The organism is Marinobacter sp., from assembly GCF_052094685.1.
GTDB lineage: Bacteria > Pseudomonadota > Gammaproteobacteria > Pseudomonadales > Oleiphilaceae > Marinobacter.
Map to the genome: position 1 here is coordinate 1 of NZ_JBQDKB010000075.1, position 18,042 is coordinate 18,042.

15 protein-coding genes and 1 pseudogene are annotated in these 18,042 nt (G+C 51.8%); 8 read left to right on the forward strand and 8 right to left on the reverse strand.

Annotated features, from left to right (window positions below; all coding sequences use genetic code 11):
- Positions 1-150 precede the first annotated feature (150 nt).
- Positions 151-1,026, reverse strand: coding sequence for a putative selenate ABC transporter substrate-binding protein (locus ACTH3S_RS13885; RefSeq protein WP_441809604.1), 876 nt, complete (start codon positions 1,024-1,026; stop codon positions 151-153).
- 201 nt (positions 1,027-1,227) lie between these two features.
- Between ACTH3S_RS13885 and senB the strand changes: the two genes are divergently transcribed.
- A complete protein-coding gene (gene senB, locus ACTH3S_RS13890) occupies positions 1,228-2,241 on the forward strand; it encodes a selenoneine biosynthesis selenosugar synthase SenB (protein WP_441809605.1) in 1,014 nt (337 codons plus the stop codon).
- A gap of 2 nt (positions 2,242-2,243) precedes the next feature.
- Here the strand turns inward: senB and selD are convergent, their stop codons facing one another.
- The 4 genes from selD to ACTH3S_RS13910 form a co-directional block, all read right to left on the reverse strand.
- Positions 2,244-4,520: a selenide, water dikinase SelD gene (selD, locus tag ACTH3S_RS13895; RefSeq protein WP_441809606.1), complete on the reverse strand. Its 2,277-nt coding sequence runs from the start codon at positions 4,518-4,520 to the stop codon at positions 2,244-2,246.
- Positions 4,520-5,146 carry a phage tail tube assembly chaperone gene (locus tag ACTH3S_RS13900; protein ID WP_441809607.1) on the reverse strand — a complete coding sequence of 209 codons (627 nt, stop codon included), beginning with the start codon at positions 5,144-5,146 and terminating at the stop codon, positions 4,520-4,522. The genes selD and ACTH3S_RS13900 overlap by 1 nt, the downstream gene beginning before the upstream one ends.
- A gap of 41 nt (positions 5,147-5,187) precedes the next feature.
- Positions 5,188-5,586, reverse strand: a complete 399-nt coding sequence (locus ACTH3S_RS13905; RefSeq protein ID WP_441809608.1) for a hypothetical protein — start codon at positions 5,584-5,586, stop codon at positions 5,188-5,190.
- A 128-nt stretch (positions 5,587-5,714) separates the two neighbouring features.
- A complete protein-coding gene (locus tag ACTH3S_RS13910) occupies positions 5,715-7,235 on the reverse strand; it encodes a GNAT family N-acetyltransferase (protein ID WP_441809609.1) in 1,521 nt (506 codons plus the stop codon).
- Positions 7,236-7,460: 225 nt separating this feature from the next.
- Between ACTH3S_RS13910 and ACTH3S_RS13915 the strand changes: the two are divergent.
- A pseudogene (locus tag ACTH3S_RS13915) lies at positions 7,461-8,381 on the forward strand (HAMP domain-containing protein); the annotation flags it as partial.
- Positions 8,382-8,507: 126 nt separating this feature from the next.
- Positions 8,508-9,236: a methyl-accepting chemotaxis protein gene (locus ACTH3S_RS13920; RefSeq protein WP_441809617.1), complete on the forward strand. Its 729-nt coding sequence runs from the start codon at positions 8,508-8,510 to the stop codon at positions 9,234-9,236.
- Between the two features lies 1 nt (position 9,237).
- On the opposite strand, the gene ACTH3S_RS13925 is transcribed toward ACTH3S_RS13920, so the two are convergent.
- A complete protein-coding gene (locus tag ACTH3S_RS13925; protein ID WP_441809610.1) occupies positions 9,238-10,080 on the reverse strand; it encodes a hypothetical protein in 843 nt (280 codons plus the stop codon).
- 371 nt (positions 10,081-10,451) lie between these two features.
- Between ACTH3S_RS13925 and ACTH3S_RS13930 the strand changes: the two genes are divergently transcribed.
- Positions 10,452-11,006, forward strand: coding sequence for a DUF4442 domain-containing protein (locus ACTH3S_RS13930; protein ID WP_441809611.1), 555 nt, complete (start codon positions 10,452-10,454; stop codon positions 11,004-11,006).
- A 20-nt stretch (positions 11,007-11,026) separates the two neighbouring features.
- Here the strand turns inward: ACTH3S_RS13930 and recQ are convergent, their stop codons facing one another.
- Entirely contained in the window at positions 11,027-12,895 is a 1,869-nt protein-coding gene (gene recQ / locus ACTH3S_RS13935; protein ID WP_441809612.1) for a DNA helicase RecQ, read from the reverse strand.
- Between the two features lie 187 nt (positions 12,896-13,082).
- On the opposite strand from recQ, the gene ACTH3S_RS13940 reads away from it, so the two are divergent.
- Together ACTH3S_RS13940 and ACTH3S_RS13945 are read left to right on the forward strand one after the other, a co-directional pair.
- Positions 13,083-14,288: a lysophospholipid acyltransferase family protein gene (locus ACTH3S_RS13940; RefSeq protein ID WP_441809613.1), complete on the forward strand. Its 1,206-nt coding sequence runs from the start codon at positions 13,083-13,085 to the stop codon at positions 14,286-14,288.
- Between the two features lie 23 nt (positions 14,289-14,311).
- Positions 14,312-14,971, forward strand: a complete 660-nt coding sequence (locus tag ACTH3S_RS13945) for an alpha/beta hydrolase (RefSeq protein ID WP_441809614.1) — start codon at positions 14,312-14,314, stop codon at positions 14,969-14,971.
- Between the two features lie 25 nt (positions 14,972-14,996).
- On the opposite strand, the gene ACTH3S_RS13950 is transcribed toward ACTH3S_RS13945, so the two are convergent.
- Positions 14,997-16,409, reverse strand: a complete 1,413-nt coding sequence (locus tag ACTH3S_RS13950; RefSeq protein ID WP_441809618.1) for a TrkH family potassium uptake protein — start codon at positions 16,407-16,409, stop codon at positions 14,997-14,999.
- A gap of 249 nt (positions 16,410-16,658) precedes the next feature.
- On the opposite strand from ACTH3S_RS13950, the gene ACTH3S_RS13955 reads away from it, so the two are divergent.
- Together ACTH3S_RS13955 and ACTH3S_RS13960 are read left to right on the forward strand one after the other, a co-directional pair.
- Positions 16,659-17,234, forward strand: a complete 576-nt coding sequence (locus tag ACTH3S_RS13955) for an ACP phosphodiesterase (RefSeq protein WP_441809615.1) — start codon at positions 16,659-16,661, stop codon at positions 17,232-17,234.
- Positions 17,231-17,854, forward strand: a complete 624-nt coding sequence (locus ACTH3S_RS13960; RefSeq protein WP_441809616.1) for an ATP-dependent zinc protease family protein — start codon at positions 17,231-17,233, stop codon at positions 17,852-17,854. The genes ACTH3S_RS13955 and ACTH3S_RS13960 overlap by 4 nt, the downstream gene beginning before the upstream one ends.
- Positions 17,855-18,042 lie beyond the last annotated feature (188 nt).

Sequence of the window (18,042 nt, forward strand, 5' to 3'; positions counted from 1 at the left end):
ATGGCTCAAAAAGGCGTTAGCTGGCGACCGATTCCACACGAAATGGAAGAGAGCCGATTTTATCGCCCGGATTAACCTGCAACGACAGCGGGCCAATAACCCGCTTGCCGCTGAATGAAGCCGTAAGGCCAGAGAGTTCGAAGCCTGCCATTAATCGAGGATTCCGATCTCTTCTGCTGTTTTACGAATCGGCTCATAATCATCGTTGGATGCAGGGATAAAGCCCGAACGCGGAAAGCTTTCCAGAAGCTCGGGGTCATCCAGGCTCAACAGTGCTTCCGTAACCCGTTGCTTAAAGCCTTCCCCAAAACGCTTGTCGACATCACCACGGATGGTCCACTGATAATCGGGGTAAGCGGGTGTTTTCCAGATAACCTGCACGGCATCGGTATCAACGTTTCCGTCACCCAGCTCTTTTTCCCAAACCTTAAAGTTAAGGGCGCCTACATCGTAGGTGCCGGCCTCCACCAGGCGAAGGGTGCGAGTGTGGTTACCGCTGAAACCAACCCGCGAGAAAAAGTCCTCGGGCTTCGTCTCAAAGGTGTCGCGCACATAAAACTCGGGCATAAGGCGGCCAGAGGTTGAGCCTTTAGAGCCGAAGGTGAAGGTTTTTTCCTGCAACTGGTCTTTCAGCTTGGACAAGTCGTCTGTTGGCTCAATACCTGTGTTGGCATTCGCAATGAAATAGGTCTGAAAAGCTTCGTCCTCAACACCCTGTGCGATGGCTTCAGAGCCAGGTACCAGTCTGCGCGCTTGCACGCCGGAAAGGCCGCCGAACCATGCTAGCTGAACCTGGTTGTTTCGGAACGCTGAAACAGCTGCTGCGTAGGATTTCACTGGGATATAGCGCACATCTACATTTAACTGTTCAGAGAGGTAATCGGCTACACCGCGAAAACGTTCCACTAGCTTGGTTTCGTCTTCATCCGGAATTGCGGTGAATACAAACGTCTCCGCCGCTGCCGCGGCAGCGGAGAAACAAAACAAGCTTGAAAGCATCAACTTCCGTATAAGATTCAAAGCCATTTGAAATCCTTGATCGGTTATCTGATTGATAAGGCAGACACACCGCAACTGTCGCGCCTGCGAGTAGAAGGATACTCTGATTCCTCTTAACCCTGAACAGCTATACGAATTGCGGGTTTAAATAGGTCAAGTATCAGGGCACTATTCTAGCAAATTAATCTCTCGTAAAAATGGCATCGATACCTTTAGAGCCTCCTTTTAATGAAGATCACTATGGATATCATCATGATTACGCCAGCGGGCCCAGGCTCGAAAGCTGGCAACAGGGCAACAGCGGAGCGTTGGCAAACGCTGTTGGAAAAAGCGGGACATGCCGTATCTGTTGTTACAGCGTATAACGGCGAGCCTTGTGATCTTTTCCTTGCTCTTCATGCCTGGCGCAGCCATGGGGCTATTAGCCTGCTTAAGAGTTCCTGGCCGAACACGCCTTTGGTTGTGGCGTTAACGGGAACCGATATTTATCTGCACCAGCATGATTACCCCGAGCAAACCCTTTACTCCATGCAAGCTGCTGATGTATTGATAGGCCTGCACGAACAGGTTGGGGAGGACATCCCTGAAAGGTTTAGGGACAAACTGATTACGCTTTTTCAGTCTGCTGACCAGCCTGTTAGCGAACCTCAGAGAACAGCTTCGATCGCGCCCGGTTCTCCATCGGATAGCTTTGATGTGTGCGTTATTGGACACCTAAGGCAAGAAAAAGACTCGCTTCGGGCCGCACGGGCAGCCAGATTGTTACCCTCCGAATCCCGTATTCGCGTTTCCTGCGCGGGCAAAGCCTACGATGCACACTGGGAGCAACTTGCTAAACAGGAAATGCTGGGGAACTCTCGATTTCAGTGGCTCGACGAGCTGGAGAAATTCGACATCACCAAACTGATGATGACTAGCCAGTTGCTGGTGATGAGTTCTGTGATGGAGGGCGGGGCTAACGTGGTGTCGGAAGCCTGCCGCGCGGGGCTGCCTATTATCGCATCTGATATTTCGGGGAATGCTGGCTTACTTGGTGCGGATTACGCCGGGTACTACCCGGTAGGTGATACCCAAGCACTTGCCGACCAACTCATGCGTGCTGAAAGCGATCCGGAATTTCTGGAACAGTTACGCAAGCAGGTTGGCCAACTAGCCAGCCGGTTTACGCCAGAAAAAGAGCGGGAATCCCTGGAGCAAGCGCTTTCCCTTGCGGTGCAGCGCTGCTCCGAGAATAACCTTTAACCTCACTCTTTAAGCGTAATCGGCTCAATTGGTCCGCTCTCATCCTGGGGCAAAACCCGCCCGATGATGGCTGTGTGGGGATAACCCAGAGCTTTTAGCTCCCGCACGCAGGCTTCCGCCTGATCGGCTGAAACACTGGCCAGCAAGCCGCCGGCGGTTTGTGGATCAAAGATCAGAGCGTAGCGTGGGTGTTTCACCCACTTCTCCTGATTCCGAATACCACGGCGCAAGCGTATGTTTGCGGGCTGCAAAGAGCTGAGAATACCTGCTGCTGCGGTTTCTTCCGCACCCGGGAGGATAGGGATTGCAGAGAGATCCAGCTCAGCATCCACGCCTGAGGGGCGCGTCATCTCGACAAGATGCCCAAGCAGCCCAAAGCCGGTCACATCCGTGCAGGCTTTAGATCCAAAGCTACGAAGGCAATCCGCCGCAGCCTTGTTGGACTGCACCATTGAGGCCAGGGCAGAATCAATCCAGCGGCCTTTCGCCGCCAAACGGGCGTGAGCCGCAAACAGCGTGCCCGTGCCAATGGGTTTGGTGAGAATCAAAGCATCGCCGGCCCGCAGCCCGCCTTTGCTCATCACCTCATCAGGATCGATCAGGCCATTCACCGCGAAGCCCAGGGCAAGTTCACGGCCTTCGCCGGTATGGCCGCCCACTAGTGCGCAGCCGGCTTCATTCAGCACGTTCACTGCACCAGACATCATCTGGTAAACGACATCTTCTACTTTGGATTCTATACCGTAGGGTACCGTGGCCACGGCAGTGGCGCTTTGCGCTTCGGCACCCATGGCGAACACATCACCCAAACTGTGATTGGCCGCAACGCGGCCAAACGTGTAGGGATCGTCAATGAACGCCCGAAAGAAATCGACGGTATGCACTACGGCTTTTCCGGGAGGTACTCGCAGAACGGCAGCATCGTCTGGCGCGTGCAAACCGATCAGAATGTCGTCCCGCTCAATTGGTCTTAGCTCACCCAGCGCCCTCGAAAGGACTGTACTGCCTACCTTGGCGCCGCACCCGCCACAACGCATGGCAACGGCAGAAATAGCCTGAGACGCTTCCTCCGGGTTCTGAGCTGCCGCTGTATCGGGTAGGGTAGACGCTTCTTCCATCGGTGGAAGGTCGGCGAATTTCCGCATGAACCGTCGGTCGATCCAGTCTTTCCAGCGCCACACTTGGGGGCCATCTAACTGTCTATCGCCACGAGAGGCAACCGCGTATTTATCGCCAGTGCTAATCAGTGCAAGCCATTTTTTCTGGGGATGGAAATCTTTGGGCGCCTTACCCAGAGCCATACGCTTGAGATTGTCCGCCAACGGCGGACCTTGGCGAACCGCAAATACACCGGCTTTTTCCCGTGGGTGATTTATCACATTGGCGATGTCGCCGGCGGCAAAAATGCTGTCGTCGTTTTCAACCTGCAGGGTGTCCCGCACTCGCAGGAATAGGCCGTCATCCAACGCCAGTCCAGTGTCTTCCAGCCAAGCTGGGCCGCCAGCTCTGGTTACCCAGAGAACTTCGTCTGTCTGCAGAGTATCGCCAGCAGCAGTACGCAAAACTCCTTCGCCGACCTTTTCTACTGGCGAGCCAAGATGGAGTTTTACCCCACGATCAGAGAGAGTCTTACGGAAAACTTCGCGCACTTTGGTGTTATGAGTGGGAAGAATTTCATCCGCAGCATCAAACAAGTGAAAATGCAGTTGGTCGGAATCCCGGCCCCGCTGTTCCAGTTCGTTTTTAAGCCGATATTGCATGGCCAGTGTGAGCTCTACACCGCCAGCACCCGCGCCCACAACACCAATTGTGAGTGGTCCCTTGTGGTTTTCAATCCGTGAAAGCAGGGCAAGCCAGCGGTTGTTAAAACCGGTGATAGGTTTAACCGGCACGGAATATTGGGACGCACCTTCGACTTCATTCACCCTTGGGGATGAGCCAATGTTGATCGACAAAATATCGTAAGGCACATCCGGCCGGCCTTTGCAGATCACGCGCTTGTTGTTGCGATCAATGCCTATGGCTTCGGCCCGGTAAAATCGAGCACCTGCATATTCTGCTAGGCGGCTCAGGTCGATGTGTACATCATCGTAGCTGTAATGTCCTGCCACGTAGCCTGGCAGCATTCCGGAGTAGGGTGTGTGTGTATCGCGGCAGATGAGGGTCAGGCGCACGCCGGGCACGGGTTTCATTGCAAACCGCTTGAGTACTCCGACGTGGCTGTGCCCGCCGCCAATCAGGACAATGTCCCGTAAAACAGGCTGGTCAGGCGTTTGCATCAGTTAATTTTCTTAGCTTCAGCTGTGAGTTGGTCGAATCCCTTGATGCTAGAGAAAGCATTCAGTTTTTCCTGATCGGCTGCCGATGGGTTGGCAATCTGATCAATGGACGTAATGCCTGCATCTTGCATTTTTTTAGCCGTGGCCGGCCCAATGCCCTTCACAAGAGTAAGATCGCTTTTATCGGCGGTTTTCTTTGTCTTGGCCGCAGGCGTTTTCTTTGCTGCGGTTTTTTTGGCAGCCGTGTTCTTAGGCGCGGCCTTCTTTGCAGGTTTGCTTGCGGCGGATGCAGGGGATTTTTTGAGCTCTTTTTTACTTTCTTTTTCAGCTTTGCGAATGTCTTCTTTAGAGGCAACGCCCAAGCGTTCAAGTATGTTGGATTGCAGTTCGTGGAACTCGTCCAGGCGGCGCTCAAACTCATCGTTAAAACGCTTCATTTCACGTTCGCGTAGTTCATCTACTTCTTTCAAGAGTTTGCGAACCGGATCTTGAACCTGGTGTTGCAGGGTATCAAATTGTTTCATCGCATCGTTGATCAGGCCTTCGATCTGGGATGACGTTTTTTCAAATTCCTTGTTGACCTTTTTTACGATCTTATCAACGCTCGATTTGGCTTTCTTCGCCATGGAAATGTCTCCTTGCAGACAGATAGAACGGATAAAAATGATCAGGCCATCTGCCGGAAACCCGGCATGGAACCTGAGGAACGACGTGATTTCAACGACTGCTTTTTAGAAAGCACCTCTCGGATGCGGCGTAGTTTTTCTTCTAAAACTGTATCGCCGTCAGATCTAAAGTCCGAGAAATCAATTGAGTAGAAGAAATTGCTACAGTGCTTTCTACGTTCGGTGACCAGGCCCGTAAGATTCTCAGCACGAATTTTATCAAACGGCATGTCCATAACCAGATCCAGCGCAATGGTATCGCCAGGATTGAACATTTTGTCCGTCTTCATAACGCAACCGTAGGAGTCCAGTTCAAAAAGCTCGGCCTCAACCCGTTCCTTACGAAACAGGCCATGCCGAACTCTGAAACGGGCTACAAGATCGGGCAACGCTTCCTTCATGAATACAAAGTCTCTGCTTGGGCTGGCTTGATATCGATTGAGCTATTGGTTAAACAATAGACGTTGATTAAAAGTTTGGCAACGCCATCAGTGCGATACGATAACTCTTTCAGACAGCTCTTCAACGTCTATTTGGTGATAATTTGGTACAGATCAACTCGACGGTCCTTAAGGTTGGTCACAGACCCTTCATTGCGGACTAATGTGAGCTTTTCCAGGTCCATATCGGAGAACATGATCATCTCGGTGTTCGGCGTTGTTTCCGCCAATACGGCATCGTGGGGAAATGAAAAGTCAGACGGTGAAAATGCCGAAGACTGAGCGTATTGCACGTCTAGGTTTTCTACTTTTGGAAGGTTGCCAACGCTGCCGGTAATCACCACGTAGCATTCGTTTTCTATGGCGCGCGCCTGGGCACAGTGACGAACCCGCAAATAGCTGTTTTTGGTATCTGTCCAGAACGGCACACAGATGATATCCACATCTTTACTGGCTGCAATTCGCCCCAGTTCGGGGAATTCGATGTCGTAGCAGATAAGAATCGCAACGCGACCTGCATCTGTTTCAAAGACTTCAAATTTGTCACCGCCTTCTACAACCCAGTCACGGCGTTCGTGGGGAGTAATGTGAATTTTACGTTGTTCATCCACTCGGCCATCCCGATGGCACAAGTAAGACACGTTGTAGACCCGGTCGTTCTCAAGCAATGGCATGGAGCCGGTAATAATGTTGATGTTGTAGCTAACGGCCATGTCTGACATGCGATCCCGGAACTGCTGGGTAAACCCGGCAAGGAATCGAATGGCGCGAGTTTGATCGACCTGATCGGTGAGACCCATCAAGGGCGCGTTAAAGAACTCCGGAAACAGCGCAAAGTCGCTTTTGTAGTCAGACAGTGCGTCCACAAAATACTCAACCTGCTCAAGCACCTCTTCCACGGATGAAAACTCACGCATCTGCCATTGAACGGCTCCCATGCGAACTTGGGTTTTCTTCACGTTAAGCACCGATGAGGGCGGCGTATACAGAATGTTCCGCCACTCCAGTAAGGTTGCGTACCCTAGAGACTTCTCATCCTCTGGCAGGTATTTGTGCATCAACCGGGTAACTTTGAAGTCGTTAGACAGCTGAAAGCTCAGAATCGGGTCGTAAATATCCCTTCGATCAACACGATCAATGTACTCAGCCGGCGAGCATTGGTCTGAGTATTTAAAATAGCCAGGTATGCGCCCACCAGCCAGGATGGCACGCAGGTTTATGGATCGACAGAGTTCCCTGCGAGCTTCATATAAGCGCCTTCCAAGCCTGTAGCCGCGATAGTCGGGATGGATAAACACATCTAGCCCGTAAAGTGAGTCGCCGTTGGGGTTATGCCAGATCTGTTCGTTGCGCAGGATCAAATCATCATAGGTGTGAGGGTTGCTGAAACGCTCGTACTTTACGGAAACCGTAAGGGCTACAGCAACGAGTTGGCCGTTATCCTCAATACAAATCTGTCCATCTGGGAACTGTTCGACCAATGCTTTGATGGTATCCCTTGGCCAAGCACCACCTATGTCGTCGTAGACACGATCCATGAGCACCTGAAGTTGTTCGTAGTCATCAAGCGTTAGGTTGCGGAGATTGAGATGCAGATCTTCAAGGGCCATTCAGCGGGCTCCTGTATGGCGGTGAGATGGATTTATTGAGCAAGTTTATCAGAAGGCATTAAAGAGTTCGCACACGCAGCCGAAAACCATTTAAATCACACTTGGGAGTACGTCGTGCATCTTACATTCGGTCAAAAGCTATTGGTCGCTTTCAGCGTTCTGCTCATTTTGGTGATGGCCGCCTTTACAATTTCCGGCAACCTCCGCTTGTAGAACACCACCGAAACCTATGTGGATGCCTTGATTGAAAATACAGCAGAGCAGAATACGGACAGTATTGCCGATTGGCTCAATACACGCTTGACGATGACGGAGGCCACGGCCAAAGCACTCATAGAAACCAATAACGACGAGCAGACACGTACTGTGCTGCAAGCAATGTCAACCGGTGGCAACTTCAAGGATGTATATGTAGGCCGCGATGATGGTGTCATGCTCATGAAAACTAAAACAGATGAAGCGTCTCTGCCATCGGATTACGACCCTCGTGTACGCCCCTGGTACAAAAAGGCCATGGATCTTGGTCGCTCGTCCTTCACCGAGCCTTACTATGATGCCAACACTGGCGAGTTCGTCATTTCCGCCCTCGCGCCGGTTAAGAGTGGTTTTAACACTGGCGTGGCCGCGGCTGACATTACCCTTAAGGCCATCGACAAAAAGTTATCTGTCATAAACTTGGCTAACACTGGCTATGCAGCACTTATTAGCCAGGAAGGTACGGTGCTTTATCACCCACAACAGAGCCTGATTGGGAAGAACATCAAGTCCCTACTTGGCGAGGCCCCAAAACTGAAAGGCGACAAGCACAGCTATCACGAAGATGATGTTCCCTGGAGCGCCAGTTTTCACCACATAAGCCAGGCTCGAGGTGTTGATTGGTACCTGGGCACTTTCGTTAACCAAGAAAAAATACACGCCCCGGTTCGCACTGCAATCATGACTGGCGTGATTATGGCTGTAATCGGGCTTCTGGTTTCTTTGATCGTGCTTCACTTGGGTATTCGCACGCTGATGGCCCCAGTTCGCAAGCTGAATGTGGCGATGGCGGATATTGGCTCAAACGATGCGGATCTCACCCAGCGCTTGGACGACAGTGCTCGTGATGAGTTTGGTCAGCTAGCTGCAAGCTTTAACCAATTTGTTGCGAAGATTCACGAGGTGGTTCAGGAAGTGCAGCAGGGCAGTACCGAACTGGCTACCAATGTAACCTCGCTGAGAGATACCGCAAAGACCAGCCGAACCAGCGTTGAAAACCAGCAAACTGAAGTGGATATGGTCGCCACGGCGATTAATGAGATGTCCGCCGCGGCCGGAGAGATCGCACAGAACGCATTACAAACAGCCGATGCGGCAAATACGGCCGATGAAGACAGCCGGGCGTCGCTGGAAACCGTATCTGCTTCTCGGGATGCGGTGCAAAAACTGTCTCGTGAGGTGAGTGCTGCAGCAGAGGTTATCGATGCGCTGGGCAGGGACGTTACCTCTATAACGTCTGTACTAGAAGTTATCCAAGGCATTGCGGAACAAACTAACTTGTTGGCGTTGAACGCTGCTATTGAGGCCGCACGTGCAGGCGATGCCGGGCGTGGCTTTGCCGTGGTCGCTGATGAGGTACGAAACCTTGCTCAACGCACCCAAACCAGCACCGAAGAAATCAACAACATGATCGAGCGACTGCAAAAGGGCGCTAACGACGCAGTAGAGGTTATGAAAGCTTCAACAGCCGTCTCCAACGTAAGCATGGAGAAAGCACAAGATGCCATGGATTCCTTGCACAGAATCGCTGAGGCCATCACTTCTATAAGCCAGATGACTTCGCAGATTGCCACGGCTTCGGAAGAGCAGACCTCAGTGACCGAAGAGCTGAACGCGTCGATTACCCGCATCGCGGATCAGGGCCAAGATGCAGCGGCGGCGGCCAGCGAGAACGACGTGTATAGCGGCCATATTGAGCAGATCGGCCGCACGCTAGATGGTAATGTTTCCCGCTTCCGGGTCTGAGTCAACGGTTAAGTAGTTGAAGGCGCCAGCGCAGATTATTCAGTGTTTGGCGCCCAACATTGTCGGACTCCTCACTTAGAAACGGATTGTCTAGAACGATCATCCTGCGCTTATCCAGATTCAGCGCTGCGACGGCAGCACCATAATACTGCTCCAGAAACACGCCAAAGCTACCATCCTGAATAGCCCTCTCCATACCTAGCTGTAACCGATGAGCGGTTAGCTGGTCTTCTTGCCCTACAAACAGATACGACGGCATAGGATAGGCCAGCAGCAGCCCTGGCTCTATCAGCAAGTCCGGATCGTTCTCAACCTCCAGATCATTCACAACCTCACTGACGCCCCTGGCAAAACAGTCAAAGCGGTTTTTTCTCAGCATTCCGAACAAAATTTCGTAGCGGGAGTGGGTTATAACCGGTATTTCGTTTTCCCGCAGAATTGAGGTGTCTGGCCAATGGGCGCCCTGGCCAATGCGTATTCCCTTGTTCCGAAGGTCTTCCAGAGAATGTATGCCTTTAAACGCAGCCAGGCTTTCAGGCGTAACCACACACACCCGAAAACCAAGCAATCCACCATCCACAGGAACAGGAATGGGCGTCAGGAACAGCTCCCGCTCCGCGGTTGTTGCAACATTCGCGATATCTACCAGCCGATGGTCTCCACGGGCAAGCTCTCGCAGCGCGCGCCCCTGGCTAAGCTCACGGCTCCGGATAATGTTGAACTCTCCGTATTCGGGTGTTTTCGCCAACGCGAGAGCCACTAACGCATGAATTGCTGGGCTGTCGTAATTTCGGTACCAGAGAACATAGTCCTGGCGAGGAGGAACTAGCTGAACAGCCGGCACAGCTGATTCTTCAGGTGTCAGCGACGCTTTAATAGCATCGCTTGCATTGGCCGCAACGCTCCACAGAGATCCAGATAAAAGCCCGAGAGAAAAGACTGTTGTCGCAAGCAGATTTACACTTGCACGGCCACGCATTAAAAAGCAGGGGGCATATCGCAATTTCCGAATCCTTTTGAACGTGTTTGCCGAGTCCATTCTCGAAAACAACCAAGTAAGCAGCATAGGTACTACCACTTTGTACCATTAGCTCATACTGTAGATCAGAAAGAACCGCGCAAACCGCAATTGCTTCTAAAACATTGTAAAAGAGTGTTGCGATGTGTACGGAGCATTGTAATGATCCGCACCAATCAACACACAGGAACTGAATAATGGCCTTAATAGACAGTATTATCGGTGCGACCGGACAGTGGGTTTCTACCTCGGATCCCAAGGCTACCTTAGCCCAACCTTTAGCATGGTTAAAAAAGACGGGGGGCTATGCAGCCGTAAACCGGATAATCGGCCTTTCGATACCGTTTGCACCCAGGAACCGGTTCAGTGTTGAAGAAGTTCGCCCCGGATACGTGCGCGCACGCATTCAACTTAAAGGCAACAAGAACCACTTTGGCAGCTTGTATGCTGGTGCGTATTTTCTGGTGGCGGAAATCCCGGGTGGGGTGTTAACGCTGTTTGACCTTGGCCCAGCTTATACGCCAATCCTGAAGGAAATGACTCTGCAGTTCCTGCTGCCGGCCAATTCGGACGTTACCGTCGAGTTCTCGCTGTCGCCGGAAGAGGTTGCCGGGATTCTGGCGGATGCGGACACCACCGGCCGGGCGAAGTTCACGCTGCAAGGGGAGTTGCGAGATATGGAGGGCAACCACGTTGCTACCTCCATCGCGCAGTATCGAGTTCGCAAGAAGGGTTTCAAACCAGCTGAATAACATTAGCTGGAAGCCGCTCTTCAGGCTGACGCCAGTTCGGCAATAGCGGCGAGGAATGTCTCGCCGTACTTCTCAAGCTTGGCGGCCCCAACGCCGCTTACGCCGGCAAGTTCATCAAGGGTTTGCGGCTTGCGTTCAAGCATGTCGAACAAGGTGGTGTCGTGAAATATAACGTAGGGCGGCACGCCCTGCTTTTCAGCCAGTTCTTTACGGCAGGCTCTAAGCGCCTGCCAGCCAACATGGTCTGTAACCTGGTCTTTGACCACACTGCCTGATTTACTGCTGGAAGAACGGCCTGTCGACGTTTTAACAACCGGGTCTTTACGCAACTCCACTTTGTTTTCGCCTTTCAGCAGCGGCCGGCATTCGTCAGTCAATTGCAGGGCGCCGTAGCCTTCAGGGTCTGCCCGCAAGTAACCGTTGGCGACCAATTGCCGGAAAACGGATTTCCATTCGCTGGCCGTTAACTCGGTTCCAATGCCGTAGGTTGAGACTTGGTGGTGCCCGGATTGTTGAATCCGGGCGTTGTCCGACCCCCGTAACACATCAATAAGGTAGGTAACTCCGAACCGCTGCCCAGTGCGATACACACAGGACAGCGCTTTTTGAACGGCAACCGTGCCATCCCAGGTTTCTGGCGGGTTTAGGCAGGTATCGCAATTACCGCAGGGCGTCTCAAGCTGATCGCCGAAATAGTTCAACAGAACTTGCCGGCGGCACTTTGTGACTTCACACAGCCCCAGCATGGCGTCTAGCTTCTGCCTTTCCACCCGTTTGAAGTGATCATTGCCCTGAGACGCTTCTAGCATCTGCCGCAGTTTAATCACATCCTGCAGGCCGTAAACCATCCAGGCAGTTGAGGGTTTGCCATCACGACCGGCGCGGCCAGTTTCTTGGTAGTAGGCCTCTAAGCTTTTCGGCAAATCAAGGTGCGCCACAAATCGCACATCGGGTTTATCAATACCCATACCAAACGCGATGGTAGCCACGATGATCACACCGTCTTCACGTAGAAAACGCTCCTGATTATGGGCCCGGTCGTTGGCGGAAAGCCCGGCATGGTAGGGCAGTGCGTTGTAGCCTTTTTGCGCCAGCATCTTTGCTGTGGCATCTACTTTGTTGCGGGAGAGGCAATAAACAATACCACAGTCATGTTCATGTTCAGTTTTAATAAAATCCAGCAACTGTTTGTTTGCATTGGTTTTCGGCGCTATTCGATACTGAATGTTTGGGCGATCAAAGCCGCTTATAAAGTGCCGAGCTTCTGTAAGTGAGAGCCGCTCTGCAATCTCTTTACGAGTGCGCTCATCGGCAGTCGCCGTTAACGCAATACGCGGAATCTCCGGGAATTCATTAGCCAGCACGGCAAGCTGCAGGTAATCGGAACGGAAATCATGCCCCCATTGAGAGACGCAGTGGGCTTCGTCGATGGCGAACAACGAAATGGATGCATCGTGGAGTAATTCGAGGGTGCGGGGTTGAATCAGCCGCTCTGGCGCGCAATACAAAAGATCCAGTTCGCCGGTGCTCAGGGCATATTCTGTAGCACGCGCCTGCTCAAAATCCATGCTGGAGTTCAGGAATGCGGCCCGCACTCCCAACTGCCGAAGTGCCGCAACCTGATCCTGCATCAACGCGATAAGTGGCGAGATGATAATGGCTGTACCTAAGCGAACAAGGGCAGGCACCTGATAACAGAGGGATTTACCTCCGCCGGTAGGCATCAATACCAAGGCATTACCGCCAGAAGCCACTTCATGAATAATCTCTCCCTGCAGTGGGCGAAAGGATTCATATCCGAAAACCTCGTGCAGAACCTGCTCGGGGCTTTTGCCGGAGGTAGTGGGTCGCTCTGCCGAAAGCTGTTCAAAGTCCTGATCGGAATACATAGGTTAACCGGTTAATCGCGAAGCGGAGATAAAATCTGGTAGTGGATCATACCAGATTCAGGGCTAGGAATGGCTGAGCAAGGTACCTTTTGGGAGGCAAAGCCGGAGAAGAAACGATACAATACCGCGGTTTTAAACTACCGTTTCACGGCTTACCATCATCGTTACAAACAAGAACAGGGCATTCATGCAGGAATTTGACGCCATCCGTCCCTACTCGGACGAAGAAACCGGCCCGGCAATTCAACGGTTGGTCAACGACCAAGAATTTCTGGACATGGTCGGGCGCTTCAAGTCGCCGGCACTGGCCCGCTGGGCCCCGGCACTTCTGCGATTTTTTACACGCCGCTGGCTCGTGAGTCGCTTTGGTCATTTTGCTCAGGTGGACGATCTGCAGGCCGGGCTTTCTGGGTATATTGGTGATCTTATTGAAGGTACCACCACCCGCGTAACTACCAGCGGCATAGAAAATCTCAGTAAACAGGGTGCTTACCTGTTTATATCCAACCACCGGGATATCGTGTTTGATCCCATGGTGATCAACTATCTATTGTTCCGTAACGACCTGCGTACCACACGGATCGCTATAGGCGACAACCTGTTGGCCAACCGCGTATTTGCTGAAATGATGCGCTTGAACAAGAGCTTTATTGTTCGCCGCGACATGACCAGCCCCCGCGAAATGCGCGACGCTTACATTACGCTTTCCAGTTTTATTAACCACAGCATAGCGAGCAATGAGAATATCTGGATCGCTCAACGGGAAGGGCGGGCGAAAGACGGCCGGGATTTCACCGATCCTGCGATCATTAAGATGTTTTACATGAGCTGTAAGAAGAGCGGTTTAAGCTTTGCGGAAGCGATGAACAAACTCCGTATTGTTCCGGTGTCCATATCCTACGAATACGACCCATGCGACTGCGACAAGGCCCGCGAGCTGGAAACCAAAGCCCGCGCTGGCAGCTACAAGAAAACTGAAGGTGAAGACACAGAACAAATCATGAAAGGCCTGACCGAGTTCAAGGGCCATGTGCACGTGCACTTTGGTGAGCCCATCATCAATGCGCCAGAAAACGCCAAAGAGCTTGCTGCGTTGATCGACCGGGAAGTGCATGCCAATTATCACTTGCATGCATCCAACCTTATAGCCTACGAGTCTCGTGGCCTGCATTCCCAGGATGCTAAGGATATGGACGTTGTTCGGGACTCTGTCGTAACTTCCGGCAACTGGTCTGAAGAAGAAATGCAGAACGCTCGGTCAGAAATGGACAAACGGCTGGAGGCTTGTGATCCCGCCATTCGTCCCTACCTATTGGACATGTATGCCAACCCGGTTCAGACCGCGCTGGATGCAAATACCAGTCAAAACATGCCGGATCAATCCGGACAATAACCCTTTGAACAACGAGGTACTGCGTGCAGGATCTTCAGTATATTGAGCTAGAAACCCGACCAAACCCAACAGCCGCCGTAATCTGGCTGCACGGGCTCGGTGCCAGCGGCCACGATTTTGAACCCGTAGTGCCAGAGCTGGGCTTGCCGGATGACGCAGCCGTACGTTTTATATTCCCACACGCGCCTAATTTGCCGGTAACCATCAACGGCGGAATGAGCATGCCCGCCTGGTATGACATCAAAGCTATGGATATTGACCGGGTTGTGGACACCGACCAGCTGATGGATTCATCGCGGGCCGTGGGCAAACTGATTGATCAGGAAATCGAGCGTGGAATTCCAGCCGAAAATATCATTATTGCGGGTTTTTCACAGGGAGGGGCGGTTGCCTACGAACTTGGCTTAACCTACCCGAAACGACTGGCCGGCATTCTGGCACTTTCTACCTACTTCGCTACCGCGAAAACGGTGCAGCCATCAGAAGCCAACGCGGGCATCCCCATCAACATCTATCACGGAACTGCAGATCCAATGGTTCCAGAAACGCTTGGTACCCTTAGCGTGGAGACACTCAAGGAAATGGGCTATGCGCCAGTTTATATGACGTTTCCAATGGAGCACAGCGTGTGCCTTGAGGAAGTTCAGGAAATAGGGCGCTTTATTCGCAAACACGCTCTATAAGCACCGATGAAGACACACCGGCATTTTAGCTACGCCAGAATGTCGGTGAAAACACGATCACCACGCTCAAAATCTCCAGACGCCCCATTAACATGCCCACGGCCAGAATCCACTTGGCTGGATCGGGCAGAGGGCCGAAATTACCCGCCGGACCTATGATGTCCCCCAGCCCTGGGCCTACGTTGGTCAGTGCTGTAAGCGCGCCAGATAACGATGTTACAAAGTCGAGCTGCATCGCGGCCAGCGATACGGTAATCAGGAACAGGCACAGCAGAAAGATGAAGGTGTAAGCGATCATCGACGCGATAATGTCGTCACTAACCGCCCGACCGTTGTAGTTTCGGGTCAGCACCGCACGCGGGTGCAATAAACGGATAAGTTGTTCACGGAGGATGATCCATGAAAGTTGAAAACGGAAAATCTTCATGCCCCCAGATGTAGAGCCGGAACAGCCACCGATAAACATCAAAAAGAAGAACAGCACAAACGCCAACGGTCCCCAGGCCGAATAATCCTCTGAGGCGTATCCCGTTGTTGTAACCACGGATGTGACATTAAACAGTGTGCCAACGTAGTTATGGATAGGATTGAAAGGGATTGGAGAGACAGCCCACCGATACAATGTAAGTAGCGCCGGTACTACAAGTAATATTGTTAAAAACAGCCTGACCTGCTGGTCCTTGAACAACACCCCACGCTGGCCGTGGAGTTCCCTCACAAAGAGGAAGAATGGCAGGCTACCAATCATCATGAAGAACGAAGCTTCCACCAGGATCAGGTCGTTGAACTTACCCATGCTCAGATCCGATGTGGAAAACCCACCGGTGGCGATACTGGTTAAACCATGGTTGAACGCATCGAACAGCGTCATGCCAGACAGCCAGTAGGTTACGACAGCGATGGTTGAAAAAATGAGGTAAACAAAAAGCAGCCCGCGGCTCAGCGTTTTCATTCTGGGTAGCGCTTTGTCCGTCCACTCTGACGATTCCGTGGCGAACAACCGCATGCCGCCAACCCGTAGAAACGGAAGCACGGCTACGAACATGCCAATTATACCGATACCGCCTATCCACTGCAGAATCGAGCGCCAGAGCAGAAGATCCCTATCCATAGTGTCCAAGCCACTGAACACCGTTGCGCCGGTGGTTGTAATGCCTGACGCACCCTCAAAAAATGCATCTGCGGCAGAAATACCATTGTCGCTGAGGTAAAAAGGAAGGGAAGAAAGTAGGGCGATGATGAACCAGGACGACACGGTAAGCACGAACATATACCGTGGTTTCAAATCCCGGGGTTGCCGGTAAGTGGAAGCGATACCCAACGCGCCAATACCAAAGACGATGGCAGCAGATTCCACAAACGACGCCGCATTCGGCGCATCCGAGCCAAGCATCAGAAATACTGGTAACGTCATGAATATGCTTAATAGCACAAACATGAGGCTTACAATAAAAATAACAGGGTAGAGGTTTCTCAATGGATGCCCGAGCCAGCTGAACCTAGAGAGGGCGTCAGAATACCTGTGGGGGAACTCATCCGCAAGGTAACTCGCGGCTTGCAGCTTGATTACCTAGATATTAAAACACCGTCAGTAAGCGTGTAATTGCGGTTTTTGATATGGAAAAGCAGAGCAGATTAATGCAGTCTCAATGCCTGACAGACATCCGACCAGTGCAGGAAGCTAATATTGAACCATCTCGCCCACCTTTTTCTTGCCCCGAATTCGCCAGAAGCGCGGGTGGGCAGCGTGCTTGGGGATTTTACCCGAGGAGTGGACATAGCTGCACTCCCGAATTCCGTACGGTTGGGCGTCCGCCACCACCTGGCCGTGGACAGCTTTACCGACAAGCACCCGGACGTGCTGGCCAGTAAGCGACTTTTCTCCACACAACGTCGCCGGTTTTCGGGCGTAGCTTTAGATATTCTGTACGATCACTTTCTTTTGTGCCATTGGGACAAATTTACCAGTGTCGACCAGAACACCTTTATACAAAGTGTGTATGCAGAACTGCAGGATAACGAAAACTTGATGTCGCCCAACATGAGTAAAACAACCCGCCATATGGTGTCTCACGATTGGTTTGGTTCCTACCGTGATCTCGACAACATTGGTTATGCTTTAGACAGGGTGGCCGCGCGCATCCGGTTCCAAAATTCGTTTGCCGGAATCATTCACGAAATACGGCCGTTGCACTCAGAGCTCGAAAAACATTTTTTATCATTTTTCCCAGATTTACAAAACTTTGCAGGAGGAATTGAATGAAGTTTCTTATCCCGTTCTCACTCGCTACGGCGCTTATTGTCCCAACAGTGGCCCTGGCCGAAACAGCACAAGAAAATGAAGCGGCGGTTCCCGAGACTCTCGGTTTTGTAGAATGGGTGGTGATGAACGATACTGGCCTTCGGCTTAAAGCTCGGCTGGATACCGGCGCAAAAACCTCATCGCTGCACGCGGTGAACGTAGAAGAGTTCGAGCAAGATGACCAGAAATGGGTGAAGTTCCAGATTCCGCTGGCAGACCACAAGGACCATCCTGTGGAAGAAGACAGCAACATTGACCATGATGAGATCATTCTAGAACTTGAGCGACCGGTAGAACGCACTGTTCTTATAAAACGCAAAGGCGCAGAGTCCCAAAGACGTTACGTTGTGATGATGGACTTCTGTATTGCAGGCACTAGCCACGAAACCCAGTTTTCACTGACAGATCGCGGTAACTTTTCTTACCCAGTGTTGCTCGGGCGCCGGTTTATGAGGGACGACAATATACTGATCGACTCTGCAGACAGCTTTATCGCCAATAAGGAATGTGAGTTCATGAATTTGGACGAGCTTGTAGAAAAGCAACAAGCGAAAATCGTTAAAGCTGACGAAACAACTTAACGGGTTCCATGTTTTTTCTAGAACGATAATATTACTGAAATAATAGGAACGTAAACTCCTCCCCACGATTACACTCAATGGGGAAGAGTTTATATGAAGCGTTTGTTTCTTGTATCCATAATGGCTGTCAGTGTTCCTGGATTCAAGTATTAAGTGCAGCACCGCTCGTATCCAAGCCTCCTGAGTAT